Here is a 15,699-nt window from a genome sequence, read left to right on the forward strand (position 1 = left end):
GGCCGGGTTTTTTTGTTTGCGAAAGATGAAAAAAATGGCTGCAATTGCAGCCATTTTTATGTCTAAAACTAATGGATAATCAAGCGTTAAGCTTTTGTTGTCGCTTTTTCGTGACGTTCGGTACGAATGACAAGCTCGCCCTCCTTCACATCCACATGCGCCACACCGCCTGACTCTAAGACACCAAATAAGATCTCGTCTGCCAATGGACGTTTGATCAATTCGGTCACCACCCGAGCCATTGGACGCGCGCCCATGTTCTTGTCGTAGCCTTTCTCGGCCAACAAGGTTCTGGCTTCGTCGCTGACATCCAAAGTAACGTGTTTTGCATCCAATTGAGCCTGCAATTCCACCAAGAATTTATCGACCACTTTGGCGATAATCGTCATATCCAAATGGTTGAACCAAATGATGGAATCGAGACGATTTCGAAATTCTGGCGAAAATACCCGATTAATTTCAGATAACGCATCTTGAGTGTGATCTTGTTGGGTAAAGCCAATCGACTTACGAATAGTCTCCTGAACACCCGCGTTCGTTGTCATCACCAAAGTCACGTGTCTGAAGTCAGCCTTACGACCATTATTATCGGTCAAAGTACCGTGATCCATCACCTGCAACAGCAAGTTATAGACATCGCGGTGGGCCTTCTCGATTTCATCCAATAGCACCACACAGTGCGGATTTTTAATCACAGCATCGGTGAGCAAGCCACCTTGGTCATAACCCACATATCCAGGAGGCGCACCAATCAAGCGTGACACTGTATGGCTTTCCATGTACTCAGACATATCAAAGCGCACCAGTTTCATCCCCAAACAGTTGGCCAGTTGGTTAGTGACTTCGGTTTTACCCACACCGGTGGGACCCGCGAATAAGAAGCTACCCACAGGTTTCCTGTCTGTGCCTAAGCCACTGCGCGATAAGCGAATGGCCGAACTCAGACTCTCAATGGCCTTATCTTGGCCAAAGACCACCATCTTAAGGTTACGCTCAAGGTTACGCAGTAAGTCCTTATCAGTAGCGGATACCGACTTCTCAGGGATACGTGCCATTTTCGCCACAATCGACTCAATCTCGGCCTGGCCTATGGTCTTTTTACGTTTGCTCATAGGCAGCATCACCATACGCGCACCCGCTTCATCAATCACATCGATGGCTTTATCGGGTAAATGCCTGTCGTTGATGTGCTTGGCCGACAATACTGCAGCGCAGCTGATCGCGGCCTGAGTATAACGAACCCCATGATATTCTTCGTATTTAGACTTAAGCCCCATCAAAATCTTAGTGGTTTCTTCCACTGAAGGCTCATTGATATCCACCTTTTGGAAACGACGTGCAAGTGCGCGGTCTTTCTCAAAAATACTTTGATATTCTTGGAAAGTTGTCGAGCCCATGCAGCGCAAGTTACCGCTAGATAGTAAAGGTTTCAGCAGATTAGAGGCATCCATTACGCCGCCTGAGGCCGCGCCCGCACCGATAATGGTATGGATCTCATCGATGAATAGGATGGCATGCTTATCAGCCGCCAGTTCTTTTAACAGGTTCTTAAAGCGCTTTTCAAAGTCGCCGCGATACTTAGTTCCCGCCAGCAGTGAACCTAAATCCAAGGAATACACTGTGGCTTCAAGCATCACATCGGGCACTTGTTTATTGACGATGCGATACGCCAACCCTTCGGCAATCGCCGTTTTACCTACACCCGCCTCACCCACTAACAGTGGATTATTTTTACGGCGACGGCACAGGGTTTGAATCGCGCGCTCGATTTCTTGATCGCGACCAATCAGTGGGTCGATGATCCCTTGCTTAGCAAGTTGATTTAAGTTGGACGCAAATTGCGACAACATACTGCGCTCTTCGCTGCCTTCGCCCTGATCTTCAACACGTTCTTGATCTTGATGTGACTCAGCATCATCATTTTTGGCGAAACCATGGGAAATAAAATTCACTACATCGAGGCGACTAATGTCGCAGCGGCGCAGTAAATACACGGCTTGGGATTCTTGCTCACTGAAAATGGCGACTAACACGTTAGCGCCGTTCACTTCATTGCGACCCGATGACTGCACATGGAATACTGCCCGTTGCAGCACTCGCTGGAACCCAAGCGTCGGCTGAGTTTCTTTGTCATCATCAATATCGGCAATGATTGGGGTTGTTTGTTGGATAAAGCTTGCCACTTCATCTCTGAGTTTATCTAGATTCGCTCCACAGGCGATTAACGCTTCTTGAGCCGCAGGATTGTCGATCAGAGCTAATAACAGATGTTCCACTGTCATATACTCGTGACGCGCGTCTCTGGCTTGCTGAAACGCCAGATTTAAGGTGACTTCCAGGTCTTTGTTCAGCATAAGCACCCCCAAAATTAACAACAGACTACAGAGTAAAGCGGTTTTACGCTTTCTCTAACGAACACAGTAACGGATGTTGGTTTTGTCTTGCAAATTGATTTACTTGTATCACCTTAGTTTCTGCAATCCCAAACGGGAAAATACCGCAAATACCTTTTCCTTGGTGATGGATAGTCAACATGATATCAGTCGCTTCCTGCTCGTTCTTGCGAAAGAAAACCTGCAAAACTTCAATCACAAAATCCATTGGGGTGTAATCATCATTATTGAGTACCACCTTGTACATCGAAGGCGGCATTAACTCTGATTCGACACGTTCTTCAACGTGTTCAATATTTCCTATCTTTGCCATTTTTTAATACTAGCCTCTCGTGTTGGCCTCTTCCAATTGATCCGTTCAAATTAATCAGTTGTTACCCCTTTGTTAATTTTAGCTTGACTTCCGCTTTTACTCCTTACATTCTGTTGTGCAGACGGTGAAAGAATACCCGTCTATACAGGTTTTACTATCTTACTGGTAAGTAGACAACAGAAGGAAGTGGAAGTATGGCAAGCGGAACTGTTAAATGGTTCAACAACGCCAAAGGATTCGGGTTTATTTGCCCTGATCAAGGTGGTGAGGACGTTTTTGCACACTATTCTACCATTGAAATGGAAGGCTATCGAACTCTAAAAGCAGGCCAACCCGTTCAATTTGAAGTAGAAGCCGGTCCAAAAGGGATGCACGCTTCAGCCATTTCACCAACAAAATAACGTTTGGTGAGGCCAATGATCTAAAAGGCAGGGACTTGTCCCTGCCTTTTTATTGCTGCGTGTTTTATCAATCCTCGGCACTTAATGCTCCATCGCTCATCATCATTACGCATGAATTTAATTCAAGATCAATCGCAGTCCCTCACCCATAGCATCCCCACAAAAAAATTTCATCACCAGTCTCGACAGTAAATTTAGGGCATAAAAAAGGGATCTGCCATGTAGATCCCTTTTTAAAATCAGTCTAATGACTTACAACTTTACATCAACTTTGATGGCCCACACTGATGCGCACCCCATCCAAAAGCTAACACTCACGAGATTAAGCAATCAACAGCTTGTTTAACGTCTCGCTTGGGCGCATGGCTTTTTCAGCCTTAACCGCATCTAAACGGTAGTAACCGCCTAAATCAACTGGTGCACCTTGTGCCGTCGCTAATTCAGCCACAATCACTTGCTCATTTGCGGCCAACGCATGCGCTAACGGAATGAAGTGAGCTTGTAACTGCTCATCGCCCGTTTGCGCGGCTAAGGCTTGTGCCCAGTACATGGCTAAGTAGAAATGGCTGCCACGGTTATCTAACTCACCGACTCTTCTTGATGGCGATTTGTTGCTATCTAAGAATTGGCCAATGGCTTGATCTAAGGTATCAGCTAACACTTGGGCTTTTGGATTACCGACAGTTTGGCTTAAATGCTCAAGAGACGCCGCCAGAGCCAAGAATTCACCGAGTGAATCCCAACGTAAGTGACCTTCTTTCTCAACCTGTTGCACGTGCTTAGGTGCACTACCGCCCGCGCCAGTTTCAAATAGACCACCACCGTTCATTAACGGAACGATTGACAGCATTTTGGCACTGGTGCCTAGCTCAAGGATGGGGAACAAGTCAGTCAGGTAGTCACGTAAAACGTTACCCGTAACTGAAATGGTATCTTTGCCTTCTTTGATGCGAGCCAAAGACAAACGCGTTGCGTCTTCTGGAGACATGATGCTGATATCTAAGCCATCAGTGTCATGCTCTGGCAGATACTGCTGCACTTTTGCAATGATTTGCGCATCGTGGGCACGTTTGCTATCTAACCAGAATACCGCTGGAGTATTGCTTAAACGGGCACGGCGCACGGCCAGTTTGACCCAATCACGGATAGGTGCGTCTTTAACTTGGCACATTCTCCAGATATCGCCCGCTTCCACATTGTGGCTCATCAATACCTTACCGCTGGCATCGACAACGTTAACCACACCGTCAGCTGGCATTTCAAAGGTTTTATCGTGGCTGCCGTACTCTTCGGCTTTTTGCGCCATCAAGCCCACGTTTGGCACGCTGCCCATGGTTTTAGGATCAAAAGCGCCGTGCTCTTTACAGAAGGCAATCGTTTCTTGGTAGATACCGGCATAGCAACGATCTGGGATCATAGCTTTAGTGTCATGCAGTTGACCATCTGGCCCCCACATTTGGCCAGATGAACGAATCGCAGCAGGCATAGACGCATCGATAATGATGTCGCTTGGCACGTGTAAGTTGGTGATACCTTTGTCAGAATCAACCATAGCCAATGCGGGACGTGCAGCGTAAACGGCGGCGATATCGGCTTCAACTTCGGCGCGGCTATCGGCAGGTAATGTCGCGATCTTGGCATAAACATCACCAAAACCATTGTTAACATCTACGCCTAATTCAGCGAAAAGCGCCGCATGTTTGTCAAATACTGGCTTGAAGAATACCTTCACAGCGTGACCAAACATAATAGGATCAGACACTTTCATCATAGTGGCTTTCAGATGCAGCGATAACAGCACATCTTCTGCTTTGGCGTTTTCGATTTCACGCTCATAGAAGCTCACTAAGGCTTTTTTACTCAATACCGCAGCATCGATAATTTCGCCAGCCAGCAGCTTAAGACCGGACTTGAGCACCACTTCTTGGCCATCTTTTTGCGTCAGCACGATATTCACGCTGCCCGCATCAGATAAAGTCACTGACTGCTCGCTGCCGTAGAAATCGCCGTCGGTCATGTGAGCAACGTGAGACTTAGAATCTGTAGCCCATTTACCCATTGAATGCGGGTTTTTCTTGGCGAAGTTTTTCACCGATAATGGCGCGCGGCGATCTGAGTTACCTTCACGCAGTACTGGGTTTACCGCACTGCCTTTGATCTTGTCGTAACGTGTTTTGATTGACTTTTCAGCGTCGGTTTTTGGCTCATCCGGATAATTAGGGATGTCGTAACCTTTTTGCTGCAGTTCAAGGATACAGGCTTTTAATTGTGGAATTGAAGCACTGATATTCGGTAACTTGATGATGTTCGCTTCTGGCTGATTCGCTAACTCGCCAAGCTCAGTCAGATGATCGCCAATCTTTTGTGCTTCGGTCAGCTTCTCAGGGAAACTGGCAATAATACGGCCCGATAACGAGATATCACGGGTTTCAACCGCAACGCCCGCGGCGTCGGTAAAGGTTCTGATAATAGGTAAGAGTGAGAGGGTGGCCAGTGCTGGCGCTTCGTCTGTTTCAGTGTAAATAATTGTTGATGAGTTATCTTTCATGTTACATCCTACATTATTGTAAAATTTAATATTTTTTATAATAATTTTATAGCATGGCGAACAAATCTGAGCACAGTGAAAATATCAATCAAGGCAATCGAATCCACCTTAATCTTCCACATTCTCAATGCCCTTCTGCCTTTGCGCGCAAGCTAAAATTTGTTACAACGACTCATTAAAACCTAATAAACATTTAGGCACAGATCACATTTTCTGGCCGACATCATAGAGCATTCGCAATAATATTCAAATTCCACTAACGGCGAATGCCAAGTACACTATGACCACATTAACGACTCAATCAAGTCAGGTAAGCGTGTCTCAACCTCCTGTTAGCAAAAGTATGAACAAGAACAAGTTTCCACCTAAAAGTGCCAATTCCAGTACCAGTTCCCCAGCCAAGAGCACGATTAAACCCGCTAAGCCCGCGAGCAGAGGCCCTGTCAACCGCGCTACCGCCGTAGATAGCAAAGTGGCGCCAGCACGTAATGCCAATGGCAGTTTAAAGAAAGAACCCTTTAAAAATCCTAATCGACGCGCAATTGCGGCGGCAAAACCGGTGCAGAGCCAAACGCTCGCACCGATTATCGTGCTGTTTAATAAGCCTTTTGATGTACTTTGCCAGTTTACCGATGAACAAGGTCGTAAAACCCTAAAAGACTATATTCCCATTGCTGACGTGTATGCCGCAGGCCGCTTAGACAGAGACAGTGAGGGCTTGTTGCTGCTGACCAATGACGGTCAATTACAGGCAAGACTGACAGAACCAAAAAAGAAAACATTTAAAACCTATTGGGTGCAAGTAGAAGGCGTGCCGACGGAAGATGCACTGACAAAACTGCGCCAAGGTGTTGAATTAAATGATGGTATGACGCTGCCTGCTAAAGTCAAAATCATGGACTCACCCGATATTGGGCCGCGTAATCCGCCAGTGAGAGAACGCAAAAATATCCCGACGACTTGGCTAGAAATCCAAATTCATGAAGGCCGTAACCGCCAAGTCAGACGCATGACAGCGCATATTGGTTTCCCGACCTTAAGATTAATCCGTTATAAAATAGGCCAATGGAGTCTAGATAATTTGCCATCGGGTGAGCATAAATGCATTCGCCTCGGTGATGAAGTCTAACTTTCAGCCAAGTTTCTGCGCTCAACGCCACTAATAAGTGGCACCATGTCCACTCAAAGGAGGCACTATGAGTCAACGATATAAACCCAATGTGACCGTCGCTTGTATTATTCATGCGACTTCACAGGATAAGTATCTGATGGTGGAAGAGTGGATTGATGGCGAGCAGCGCTTTAATCAGCCAGCGGGTCACTTAGAAGCGAATGAAAGCTTAATCCAAGCCTGTGAGCGTGAAGTGTTTGAGGAAACGGGGTTATCATTTAACCCCCAAGGACTCGTCGGCATCTATCAATTTAGCGCCAGTGAAGACTTAGCCTTTGTGCGCTTTACCTTCTTCGTACAGTTAGATGATACGCCCTCACCTGCACCGCAGGACAAGGCTATCCACAGTGCGCACTGGCTGAGTTTTGCACAGATAGAAGCCAAGTCATCTTTACTGCGCAGCCCCTTAGTGCTCGATTGCCTAAAAGACTATCTTAATAACGCACAACAGGGCCAAACTTATCCCCTCTCCTTACTCAATAGTGACCGCCTCGCGATAGCCCAAGCGAGTAAGGCGTGATAGAATACCGCCCCGCATAAACTGCTTGTTAAACTTATGCATGTGCTAGTGCCTATCGGCCTCTACGTGGCTAAATAGTAGACTGCACAGTAGGCCGTAAATACGAGTCTACTGACCGCTCGCACTACACCCAGATTTTTAAATTAGCTTTTAAGTTAGCTTGGATTTAACGCTAGCCCATATTTTTTAAGCTAGGTTAGGCACTTTTGTTACGCGCTCAATGTCGCGGCTTAACTTCAACAACCTAGCCAACACACATACTCAATGGTTTTTAGGATCTATGACATCAATCGAACCCACTCACACAGGAAAAAAAGTCATTGTCGGCATGTCCGGCGGTGTAGATTCATCTGTTTCAGCCTATTTGCTTATGCAGCAAGGCTATCAGGTTGAAGGCCTTTTCATGAAGAACTGGGAAGAAGATGACAACAACGAGTACTGCGCTGCCGCAGAAGATTTAAAAGATGCCCAAGCCGTATGCGACAAGCTCGGGATCAAGCTACACACAGTTAACTTTGCAGCCGAATATTGGGACAATGTCTTTGAGTATTTCCTCGCCGAATACAAAGCGGGGCGCACGCCAAATCCCGATATCATGTGCAACAAAGAAATCAAATTTAAGGCATTTTTAGAATTTGCCGACGAAATCCTCGACGCCGATTACATCGCCATGGGCCACTATGTGCGCCGCCGCGACAATAGCGATGGCAGCACACAAATGCTCCGTGGCGTCGATGGCAATAAAGATCAAAGTTATTTCCTCTACACCCTTAGCCACGAGCAAGTGGCCCGAAGTCTGTTTCCTGTCGGTGAATTGGAAAAACATCAAGTACGTGAAATCGCAAAAGAAATGGGCCTAATCACCCATGATAAAAAAGACAGCACCGGCATCTGCTTTATCGGTGAGCGCAAGTTCACTGAATTCCTAGGCACTTATTTACCTGCGCAGCCTGGCAATATCGAAACCCCAGAAGGCGAAATCATAGGCACACACCAAGGGCTGATGTACCACACCTTAGGCCAGCGTAAAGGCTTAGGCATTGGCGGTATGAAAAACAGCAATGACGATCCTTGGTATGTCGTCGATAAAGATCTTGAGCGTAACGTGTTGATCGTAGGTCAAGGCGGACACCATCCTCGTTTGATGTCGACCGGCATGACAGTTAACCAACTGCATTGGGTGGATAGAACCGGACCTGTCGATGGCTGTCATATCGCTGTAAAAACCCGTTATCGCCAACAAGATGTGCCTTGTACTTTGACCTACACAGATGAACACACCTTGCGCGTGGTCTTCGATGAGCCTGTTGCGGCGGTGACGCCTGGGCAGTCTGCGGTATTTTATGATGGTGAAGTCTGCCTAGGTGGCGGCATCATAGATCAATTGATCCGAGGGTAAATCGTGAACGAGCAACTAGTTAATCGGACAATGGCGTTTGCAGGCATACTGCAAGCCATTGCCCAAGTTCAACATTTAGCCCGCCATGGCGAATTAGATAATGCCGAGCTCGCGGCGAGCTTAAACACCATTCTTGTCACCAATCCTGACAATACTGCCGATGTATACCAAGACAAAATCGTATTGCAAAAAGGCTATAAGCTGATCCTGAATCAGCTCGGTGACAGCAGTCAAAAAGATGTTGAAATCACCCGCTATTTAGTTGGCGTGTTGGCGTTAGAGCGAAAATTAGTTCGCTCAAACAGTGGTTTAGGCATGTTGGCCGAGCGCATTAATCAAGTGAATCGCCAGCTACATCATTTTGCGATCACAGATGAACAAGTGATTGCCAATCTTGCCAGCATTTACAGTGACATCATCAGTAATTTAGGGCCAAAAATCCAAATCTCTGGTAATCCTGTGTGTTTGCAACGCCCTATCGTACAACAAAAAATTCGCGCTCTGCTGCTGGCAGCCATGCGCAGCGCTGTACTGTGGCGCCAACTAGGCGGTAAGCGTCGACACTTAGTCTTCGCCCGCAAAGCCATAGTCGATACAGCCAAGAAAAGTCTTACCCTATAATAAAATTAGCGTTCATCAAGGAGCTTCACATGGATCTTTCCGCACTAACTGCTATCTCTCCGGTAGACGGTCGTTATGGTAGTAAAACCGCTTCATTGAGAGGGATTTTCAGCGAGTTCGGTCTTACCAAGTACCGTGTTCAGGTTGAAATCAATTGGCTAAAACTGTTAGCAGACTGCCCAGACATTAGCGAAGTGCCAACATTGAGCGCGTCAGCAATCGCTGTGCTCGATGGCATTAAAGACAATTTCAACGAACAAGATGCGCTGCGTGTTAAGGCTATCGAAAGCACCACTAACCACGATGTGAAAGCGGTTGAATACTTCATCAAAGAAAAAATCGCGGGCAATAGCGAATTAGCCGCTGTGGGTGAGTTTGTTCACTTTGCCTGTACTTCCGAAGATATCAACAACTTAAGCCACGGTTTAATGTTGACTGAAGCCCGTGAGCAAGTATTACTGCCATATTGCAACGAGTTGCTGACTGCGATTAAAAAGCTGGCGATTGAATATCGCTCTGTGCCATTAATGTCACGCACCCATGGCCAACCTGCTTCACCTTCGACACTCGGTAAAGAGATGGCGAACGTGGCGATGCGTCTTGAGCGTCAAATCAAACAAATTGCCAATGTTGAAATCATGGGCAAACTGAACGGTGCCGTAGGTAACTACAATGCTCACCTGTCAGCCTACCCTGAAGTTAATTGGCATGAACTGTCTGAGCGTTTTGTGACTAGCCTTGGCCTGCACTGGAACGCCTACACGACGCAAATCGAACCACACGATTACATTGCCGAACTGTTTGATGCGGTTGCCCGTTTCAACACTGTGCTGATTGACTTTGACCGTGACATTTGGGGTTACATTGCCCTAGGTCACTTCAAACAACGCACTATCGCCGGTGAAATCGGTTCATCGACTATGCCGCACAAAGTTAACCCAATCGATTTTGAAAACTCTGAGGGTAACTTAGGTATCGCTAACGCGCTGATGCAACATTTAGCGTCTAAGCTGCCGTTATCAAGATGGCAACGTGACTTAACTGACTCAACTGTGCTGCGTAACTTAGGCGTAGGTATTGCCCATGCGTTGATCGCGTATCAAGCGACCTTAAAAGGCATCAGCAAGTTAGAAGTTAACGAAGCGCACCTGCGTGATGAGTTAGATCACAACTGGGAAGTGTTAGCAGAACCCGTACAAACGGTAATGCGTCGTTATGGTATTGAAAAGCCATACGAAAAGTTAAAAGAACTGACGCGCGGTAAACGTATCGACGCGCAGCAACTGTCAGTGTTTATTGACGGACTTGAATTACCAGACTCAGTGAAAGCTGAGCTGAAGAAAATGACGCCCGCCAATTACATTGGTCGCGCCGAAACGTTTGTCGACGAACTGAAGTAAGCTTTTAACTGAACTTAGTTTTTAACTGAAATTAGTTATTAGCCGAAATTGGCGATGGACAATACTCTTTCATAAACAGAAATAAGGATTAAGGCGACTCACATCTCCGCGATGTGGTCGCCTTTTTTAACACTATGTATACACTCAATCTCGATATCGCCCAGTTTCTTAGTGAATACTGGCAAAAGAAACCCCTGCTGATCAAAAAAGCGTTTCCGCTGTTTGAAGATCCGATCAGCGCCGATGAACTAGCAGGCCTTGCCTGTGAAGAAGAAATCTCTTCGCGTATCGTCGTCACTAAAGACGATAACTGGGAAGTGGTTCAAGGCCCGTTTGAAGATTACGACAGCTATGGCGAAACCCATTGGCAGTTATTAGTGCAAGCAGTCAATCATTGGTATCCCGATTCGCAGCCATTAGTTGAAGCGCTACGCTTTTTACCTGACTGGCGTTTCGATGACTTGATGGCCTCATTTGCAACGCCAAGTGGTGGTGTGGGCCCGCACGTTGATAACTACGATGTGTTTATCATTCAAGGTGAAGGTGAACGTCGCTGGACTGTGGGCGACAATACCCCGCAACAACGCCGTGGTGGCAATCCCAACTCGCCGCTGGTTGAAGACTTCATCCCAATTATCGATGTGGTGTTAGAAAAAGGCGACATGCTTTATATTCCACCTGGTTTCCCGCATTGCGGCGAAACCCTAACAGTGGCAATGAGTTACTCAATTGGTTTTCGTGCACCAAGCCAGCAAGAACTGATCAGTGAAGTCGCCGATTACCTGCTCGACAATAACTTAGGTCAGCAGCGTTTCACGTCGCAAACTGAACCGAGTTCAGCGGGTATCGTCAGCCAAGATCATCAAGTGGGCATAATGTCACTCTTGAGTCAGCTGAGCCAAGATCCCAATAGCTACCAAATCGTGTTAGGTAAGTTGCTTAGTCAAAACCGTTTCGAGCTTGATTTGTGTGAAGGCGAAGAAGCTTACAGCATTGAAGATTTGCAAGATGCCTTTGCCCAAGACGCTGGCATCAGCCGTATCGGCGGTTTGAAAGTATTGCGCCTTGAAAATGACGCCACGCCGCGATTATTCATCAATGGTGATGTGCACGAATTGCTAAATACACCGGTAGACGTTATCGCACAGTTGAGCGATAACGTGAGCTTAAGCGCCGATGAAGCGACTGAAATATGTCAGCATGAAGAAGTTCAAGCCTTACTGTTGAAACTCATCAATCAAGGTTTCTTCTACTTAAGCGACAGCGAAGAATAAGCCCTATCGACTTTGCTCGATGACCTTGTTCTCAACAGAGGAAATCTGCATATAAGTCAGCATAAATAAGGCACTCAATTGAGTGCCTTATTGTGATGTCAGTTATCAGTATCAATCAACGCAAGATACTGTTGTATCAACTCATTTGAGTTTAAGCATTCCACAGTTTATCGTCATTGTGCATACGATATAAACTCTCGGCGCGCGATACCAGTAATTGCGCAAACTTAGCTTGAGTGGCATCACGGGTTGCACCTGAACGTACCAAGTTTTCCGCCTGCATTTGCCACATCATAGAGAAATGACGTACCGCATCACGGGCCGTTGCCGCCACTTTCACATCGACGAAATCCGAGGGTAAATCGCCCGACATCACCCAATAGGTTTTGTTGCTGGGACGCTTGGATTCCATTTTCCAAATCGCCATGTAAGGCGCAAGATAACGACTGTCATCGGCCAAGACTTTGCTTGGGATCACGCCTTTTTCAGCGAGGAAACGATTGGCTTTTTGGAATTGAGTTCTGACCCACTCTTGACGCAGCTTTTCCACTTCTTCAGCTGATAAATTCTGTTGAGTTTGGTCGACAGCTTGTTCAGTCATACTTCCGTCCTATCTTATTGTTATAACGCGAACCTAATTCTTGGGATCAGTGCGCGCTTCATTCTATTTGTTACATTAAATTCAGTACAATCCATTTCCAACCGCAAAGCTTACGTTTACGTAAAGTGGAAAGCTAAATTGCCACAAATAATGTATTTATTCGGTCATTATGCATGGTTGAGAGTATCGCTAAATGCTATGGTTCTGCAATAAATATAACAAGCAGTCGATGGGGACTCACCTCGTCGGCTTTTTCATTGTGTATAGCGGAGAAATTCACGTGGCTGTATTTAATCATGTATCCTTTGACGAACATGAACAGGTCGTATTCTGTCATGATAAAGAAAGTGGCTTAAAGGCCATTGTCGCCATCCATAACACCAACCTTGGCCCTGCTGTGGGTGGTTGCCGGATGTGGAATTACCAATCGGATGATGAAGCCCTGACTGACGTATTACGCCTCTCTCGTGGCATGACTTACAAAAACGCCCTTGCCGGTTTAACCATGGGCGGCGGCAAATCAGTGATCATCGCCGATCCAAAAAGACAAGACCGCGAAGCCCTATTCCGCGCTTTTGGCCGTTTCATTAATAGCCTTGGCGGCCGCTATTATTCCGCTGAAGACGTGGGTACAACCACAGCAGATATCATGATTGCCCATGAAGAAACCCCTTATATGGCAGGTCTTGAAGGCAAGAGTGGCGATCCATCACCGTTCACCGCCCTTGGCACTTATTTAGGCATCAAAGCTGCGGTTAAACATAGACTCGGTTTAGACAGCCTAAAAGGCCTTAAAATCGCCGTTCAAGGTGTAGGTCACGTTGGCTATTACCTGTGCAAACACTTGCATAACGAAGGTGCTGAACTGATTGTTACCGACATTCATCAAGCCTCGTTAGACAGAGTCGCTACCGACTTTGGTGCCATTGTTGTCGCGCCTCAAGAAATCTACGCGCAAGATGTGGATGTGTATGCTCCATGTGCCCTTGGCGCAACTTTAAACGATGCGACCTTACCGCAACTGAAAGCCAAAATTGTTGCTGGCTGTGCCAACAACCAATTAGCTGAAGTACGCCACGGCGAACAACTGAAAGAAATGGGCATTCTGTACGCGCCAGACTATGTGATCAACGCAGGCGGCATTATCAACGTGTCGTTCGAAAAAGATTACGATGCGGCGAAATCGACCGCTAAAGTAGAAGAAATTTACAACACCCTGTTAAAAATATTCAGCCAAGCTGATGCGCAGAACCGTACAACCGGCGCTGTGGCTGATGAAATGGCCAAAGCCATTATCGAAGCCGCAAAAAAGTAATTTTTCTGCCCGCGTAACATCCGCAAAAGCGACCTCTGGTCGCTTTTTTGTTATCTAAAATTTAATCTAGCGCTAAGCTCATGGTTTAGCCGCGCTTTTAATTTCGACACAGAATATTCATTAAATCACGCTGGAAAACGTCATATTTGTCTGCTTGAATTAGCCTCTCAGGTCCCAGCACAGGATAGCGCTATGATCCGTTTCAAGTATGATCTCAACCAAGATGTAGTTGAACTGCAAGCCAGTAATTGGAGCGGTTTAGAGCGGGTCTTTGTCAACGGCCAGATGGTGTCGCACAAGCTAAATTTTAAGCCTCAGAGCGAACATACCATCCAACTTAAAGACGGCGCACCTTGCAAGTTTGAACTGCTTATCGATCCCCAAACCGATGAGTTGATGTGCCGAATTTATAAGCAGCACACACTCGTCGCCAGCCTAAAACAAGGCAAAGAAAATTTGTTAGCCAGCCGCCGTTATTTACAACACTCAGTAATAGCCGTCAGCTTACTGTGCGTCTTTGCACTTTACTTGAATTGATTGCACAAGTTTAATCCCGCGAAGTAACGGATGAATGACGGAATTAAACTGGAGAAAATGAATTTAGACAACCACATACAGATAGCAACGAAAACGGCTAAACCGCAGTCTCCCTCCATACCAAATGAATCCGTATCATTAAGCCAAGCGATTGATCTTATTTAACAGTAAGACGAACTGCTGCTGCTCCTCATCACTGAGGTTAGACAGGAATTTTTCGTTAACCCGCTCAGCTTCGCAAATCAGATCTTGCTCTAACGCTTTAGCTTCATCGGTCAAAAAAATTTGAAAGGCGCGCCGATTATCGGCTTCTTGATGGCGTGTAATAAGACCTTGTACCTGTAACTGATCGAGTAAACGAGTCATAGTGTAATTTGCCACATCGCAACGCTTAGACAATTCAGTTTGGCTGATGCCCTCCTCTTGCCACAAAGCAAACAGCACAGGCCACAGTTTTATATCGAGTTGATATCGCTTAAGATGCAGATCAAGCTCATTTTGCAGCTCGATATTTAAGTGGGAAACAAGATAGCCTAAGCTTTCATGACGATTCAAACAGCACCTCCTACAACAAAGGTTTTCAAGCGTTTTCACTTACCCTGTGCGCAATCATAGGAACCCAGAGTCAGTTTTAATACTACCACTTAACCCGCAATAAACTAGCTAACACCACAGCTAATTATGCGATTAACCTACGAACTCACTGCTCATTTAGATCAGATAAATTGAATTCATTCACAAAATTATAGTAACAAGCACGACCTAATTTCCCCCATAACCCGCGCTCAAGTGGCAAATAAACACTGTCATCGGTGAGCTTCATCTGCTTTATATCCACATTGTGGTGCAGAGTGTCAATACTGGTGCTCACATTGAGCAGAGAATGGGGTTGCGCTCGCTCGAAATCGACAATCAGCAGCGGCGCATCTTCAACCTGCACTCGTACCTTCTCCACTGGGGTAATTAAAAAATACTCATCATCGATGCAATGCAAAATACTGGCGAACAACTTAGCAAACTTTGCTGGTAGCGATGTACCCAAATACGTCCAATCACCCAAGGCGTTAATGTCAAATAGTGGGATGTCACTGCACAATGGCGTTGTTGTCGTTAATGCGCTATCGGCGGCGAATTGTTTGAGTGTGTGCTCAATACTGTCTGTCATCTTTTCCATCTGCGGCCTCCATCATCCATAAAAAAACCAGC

At 46.2% G+C, this 15,699-nt stretch carries 15 protein-coding genes; 9 read left to right on the forward strand and 6 right to left on the reverse strand.

Features of this window, described 5'->3' with window-relative positions; translation table 11 throughout:
- Positions 1-86: 86 nt before the first annotated feature.
- Both clpA and clpS read right to left on the reverse strand, forming a co-directional pair.
- Positions 87-2,354: an ATP-dependent Clp protease ATP-binding subunit ClpA gene (gene clpA, locus NE536_RS11620; protein WP_261272780.1), complete on the reverse strand. Its 2,268-nt coding sequence runs from the start codon at positions 2,352-2,354 to the stop codon at positions 87-89.
- A gap of 43 nt (positions 2,355-2,397) precedes the next feature.
- The gene (clpS, locus tag NE536_RS11625; protein WP_006081936.1) at positions 2,398-2,706 is read right to left on the reverse strand and encodes an ATP-dependent Clp protease adapter ClpS; all 309 of its coding nucleotides are present in this window, start codon (positions 2,704-2,706) and stop codon (positions 2,398-2,400) included.
- A 194-nt stretch (positions 2,707-2,900) separates the two neighbouring features.
- Here clpS and cspD point away from each other — a divergent pair, with 194 nt between their 5' ends.
- A complete protein-coding gene (gene cspD, locus NE536_RS11630; RefSeq protein ID WP_006081937.1) occupies positions 2,901-3,107 on the forward strand; it encodes a cold shock domain-containing protein CspD in 207 nt (68 codons plus the stop codon).
- A 322-nt stretch (positions 3,108-3,429) separates the two neighbouring features.
- On the opposite strand, the gene NE536_RS11635 is transcribed toward cspD, so the two are convergent.
- Entirely contained in the window at positions 3,430-5,655 is a 2,226-nt protein-coding gene (locus tag NE536_RS11635; RefSeq protein ID WP_261272781.1) for an NADP-dependent isocitrate dehydrogenase, read from the reverse strand.
- A gap of 343 nt (positions 5,656-5,998) precedes the next feature.
- Between NE536_RS11635 and NE536_RS11640 the strand changes: the two genes are divergently transcribed.
- The 6 genes from NE536_RS11640 to NE536_RS11665 all read left to right on the forward strand — a co-directional run bounded on the left by NE536_RS11640 (position 5,999) and on the right by NE536_RS11665 (position 12,040).
- On the forward strand, positions 5,999-6,784 hold the full coding sequence (locus NE536_RS11640; protein WP_261272782.1) for an rRNA large subunit pseudouridine synthase E: 786 nt from the start codon (positions 5,999-6,001) through the stop codon (positions 6,782-6,784).
- A 67-nt stretch (positions 6,785-6,851) separates the two neighbouring features.
- A complete protein-coding gene (locus NE536_RS11645; RefSeq protein WP_261272783.1) occupies positions 6,852-7,346 on the forward strand; it encodes an NUDIX hydrolase in 495 nt (164 codons plus the stop codon).
- A gap of 280 nt (positions 7,347-7,626) precedes the next feature.
- A complete protein-coding gene (gene mnmA / locus NE536_RS11650; RefSeq protein WP_259510505.1) occupies positions 7,627-8,745 on the forward strand; it encodes a tRNA 2-thiouridine(34) synthase MnmA in 1,119 nt (372 codons plus the stop codon).
- Between the two features lie 3 nt (positions 8,746-8,748).
- A complete protein-coding gene (gene hflD, locus NE536_RS11655) occupies positions 8,749-9,366 on the forward strand; it encodes a high frequency lysogenization protein HflD (RefSeq protein WP_006081942.1) in 618 nt (205 codons plus the stop codon).
- Positions 9,367-9,395: 29 nt separating this feature from the next.
- Positions 9,396-10,766 carry an adenylosuccinate lyase gene (purB, locus tag NE536_RS11660; RefSeq protein WP_012089398.1) on the forward strand — a complete coding sequence of 457 codons (1,371 nt, stop codon included), beginning with the start codon at positions 9,396-9,398 and terminating at the stop codon, positions 10,764-10,766.
- 134 nt (positions 10,767-10,900) lie between these two features.
- Entirely contained in the window at positions 10,901-12,040 is a 1,140-nt protein-coding gene (locus NE536_RS11665) for a ribosomal protein uL16 3-hydroxylase (protein WP_261272784.1), read from the forward strand.
- 151 nt (positions 12,041-12,191) lie between these two features.
- Here the strand turns inward: NE536_RS11665 and NE536_RS11670 are convergent, their stop codons facing one another.
- On the reverse strand, positions 12,192-12,641 hold the full coding sequence (locus NE536_RS11670; protein ID WP_115334463.1) for a DUF4826 family protein: 450 nt from the start codon (positions 12,639-12,641) through the stop codon (positions 12,192-12,194).
- A 280-nt stretch (positions 12,642-12,921) separates the two neighbouring features.
- On the opposite strand from NE536_RS11670, the gene NE536_RS11675 reads away from it, so the two are divergent.
- Both NE536_RS11675 and NE536_RS11680 read left to right on the forward strand, forming a co-directional pair.
- Positions 12,922-13,956, forward strand: a complete 1,035-nt coding sequence (locus NE536_RS11675) for a Glu/Leu/Phe/Val dehydrogenase dimerization domain-containing protein (RefSeq protein ID WP_041408595.1) — start codon at positions 12,922-12,924, stop codon at positions 13,954-13,956.
- A gap of 192 nt (positions 13,957-14,148) precedes the next feature.
- On the forward strand, positions 14,149-14,493 hold the full coding sequence (locus tag NE536_RS11680; RefSeq protein ID WP_006081947.1) for a hypothetical protein: 345 nt from the start codon (positions 14,149-14,151) through the stop codon (positions 14,491-14,493).
- A gap of 138 nt (positions 14,494-14,631) precedes the next feature.
- On the opposite strand, the gene NE536_RS11685 is transcribed toward NE536_RS11680, so the two are convergent.
- Complete coding sequence (locus NE536_RS11685; protein WP_006081948.1) at positions 14,632-15,048, reverse strand: MarR family winged helix-turn-helix transcriptional regulator; 417 nt, start codon at positions 15,046-15,048, stop codon at positions 14,632-14,634.
- Between the two features lie 145 nt (positions 15,049-15,193).
- Positions 15,194-15,667 carry a DUF1285 domain-containing protein gene (locus tag NE536_RS11690; protein WP_261272785.1) on the reverse strand — a complete coding sequence of 158 codons (474 nt, stop codon included), beginning with the start codon at positions 15,665-15,667 and terminating at the stop codon, positions 15,194-15,196.
- Between the last annotated feature and the right edge of the window lie 32 nt (positions 15,668-15,699).

The organism is Shewanella septentrionalis (genome assembly GCF_025370265.1).
Taxonomy (GTDB): domain Bacteria; phylum Pseudomonadota; class Gammaproteobacteria; order Enterobacterales; family Shewanellaceae; genus Shewanella; species Shewanella hafniensis.